At 53.4% G+C, this 2,016-nt stretch carries 2 protein-coding genes and 1 pseudogene; 2 read left to right on the top strand and 1 reads right to left on the bottom strand.

The window, feature by feature from the left end; translation table 11 throughout:
* A pseudogene (locus BOW51_RS10175) lies at positions 1-455 on the bottom strand (EF-P beta-lysylation protein EpmB); the annotation flags it as partial.
* A 71-nt stretch (positions 456-526) separates the two neighbouring features.
* Here BOW51_RS10175 and efp point away from each other — a divergent pair.
* Together efp and epmA are read left to right on the top strand one after the other, a co-directional pair.
* A complete protein-coding gene (efp, locus tag BOW51_RS10170; RefSeq protein WP_078477614.1) occupies positions 527-1,099 on the top strand; it encodes an elongation factor P in 573 nt (190 codons plus the stop codon).
* Between the two features lie 33 nt (positions 1,100-1,132).
* The coding region (gene epmA / locus BOW51_RS10165; protein WP_245828669.1) for an EF-P lysine aminoacylase EpmA at positions 1,133-2,016 on the top strand (884 nt) is incomplete at its 3' end.

Here is a 2,016-nt window from a genome sequence, read left to right as displayed (position 1 = left end):
CCGCTGAGGATGACCTCGTCGAGATCATCCATGTGCCGCAATTCTGCAATCATCTTGCTGATCTGTTCTCGTGTCAGTGACTCGTCGGCATAGGGGTAGTGACGCCTGAAACAGTAGCGGCAGTGTATCGCGCAGGCACCAGTTGCAACCAGCAGGGCGCGCCCGTGGTATTTTTTGATAATGCCGTTGCCGACAGTGTAATTTTCCTCGTTAAGAGGATCCTTGCTGAAACCGCTGACCGGGATGCCTTCATTCTTTAATGGAAGTACCTGTCGTAGCAGCGGATCGTCAGGATCGCCGTGCTGCATACGGCTGGCAAATGCGAACGGCACACGCATCGGGAACTCGCTATCCATGTCGATCGCATCAGAAATAGTGTCAATATCGATGCCAAGCCAGGTGAGTAAATCGGCCGGATTTCGAAAACTGGCGGCATATTGCTGCTCCCAGCTCATCTTATCGTTTTCGATTGCCTGACTACGCGTTATCATGTGCGGGTTTAGTGTAAATAATTATTGAGGCTGACATGGCGACATATAGTACCAACGAATTCAAAGGCGGGTTGAAAATCATGCTCGACGGAGATCCTTACACCATCGTCGAAAACGAGTTCGTCAAACCGGGCAAGGGCCAGGCGTTTAACCGCGTCAAGGTTCGTAACCTGAAAACTGGCCGTACTATTGAAAAGACCTTCAAGTCCGGTGAGAGTGTCGAGGCAGCCGATGTTATCGACATCACCCTGCAGTATCTCTATTCAGACGGTGAGTACTGGCACTTTATGGACCAGGAGAGTTTTGAGCAGTATCAGGCTGACGAAGCTGCGGTAAGTGACGCGATCAAGTGGATCAAGGAGCAGGACGTTTGCTCTGTTACGCTGTGGAACGGTTCGCCGCTAACAGTCGAGGCGCCTAATTTTGTCACCCTCACGATTACCGATACCGACCCGGGCCTCAAAGGAGATACTTCCGGTGGTGGCGGCAAACCGGCAACACTGGAAACCGGTGCCGTTGTACGTGTGCCACTCTTTGTCCAGATTGGCGAAGTGATCAAGGTGGATGCGCGCAAGGGCGAATACGTTTCACGAGCCAAGGAAGAGTAACCGGTGAGCTGGCAGCCTGCCGCCTCGCAACAGATGTTGCGCCAGCGAGCCGGGCTGCTTGCACAGGTGCGCGACTATTTTCGAAGGGAAGGGGTGCTCGAGGTTGAGACCCCGGTCCTGTCGCGGGCCGGGAATACAGACCCTGCCATCAGCTCATTTCAAACGGAAAATGCAGGAGGCCCATCCTGCTATTTACACACCTCGCCAGAGCTTGCCATGAAGCGATTATTAGCTTCAGGAAGTGGCTCTATCTATCAGATATGTAAAGTATTTCGCGGAGAAGAATCCGGGCGCTTTCACAATCCGGAGTTCACCATGCTGGAGTGGTACCGGGTTGGTTTTGATCACTATCAACTGATGGATGATGTCGAAGCCCTGGTGACCGAGCTGTTGCCTGATGCCATGCTGTTTGAACGCCATACCTTCCAGACACTCTTTATTGCCCATGTGGGGCTAGATCCTCACATTGCGACACCGGAAGAGTTGTCGGCAAAAGCCGAATCACTCGGGGTAGTGTTGCCTGAACAGCTGGAGAGGGATTGGCTCCTCGATGTTCTTTTTGATCTCTCCGTCGGTGACTGGCTCAAGCAGGCGGGAGGTGTATTTGTCTACAACTACCCGGCAAGCATGGCGTCACTGGCGCAAATCAGTCCACAGGATTCACGTATCGCAGAGCGCTTCGAGCTTTATATCGACGGAATCGAGCTGGCGAATGGTTTTCATGAATTACAGGATGCCGCAGAGCAGAAGTCACGCTTCGAGACAGACCTTGCCAGCCGCAAGCAGCAGGGCATGCACCAGCCGCCGATTGACCAGGATTTTCTGGATGCACTTGCCGCAGGCTTGCCCGACTGTTCCGGCGTGGCGCTTGGACTTGATCGGTTGTTGATGTTGCAAACCGGGGCGGAGCATATTGG

Origin of the sequence: Solemya elarraichensis gill symbiont, from assembly GCF_002021095.1 — a bacterium.
In the GTDB taxonomy this organism is placed as follows: domain Bacteria; phylum Pseudomonadota; class Gammaproteobacteria; order Chromatiales; family Chromatiaceae.
Note: the sequence above shows the minus strand (reverse complement) of the source record. Positions and strands in the feature narration are given on the sequence as shown.

Excerpts from the sequence above, each read along its gene's own strand:
- efp (WP_078477614.1), top strand. The coding sequence starts at position 527 with ATGGCGACATATAGTACCAACGAATTCAAAGGCGGGTTGAAAATCATG.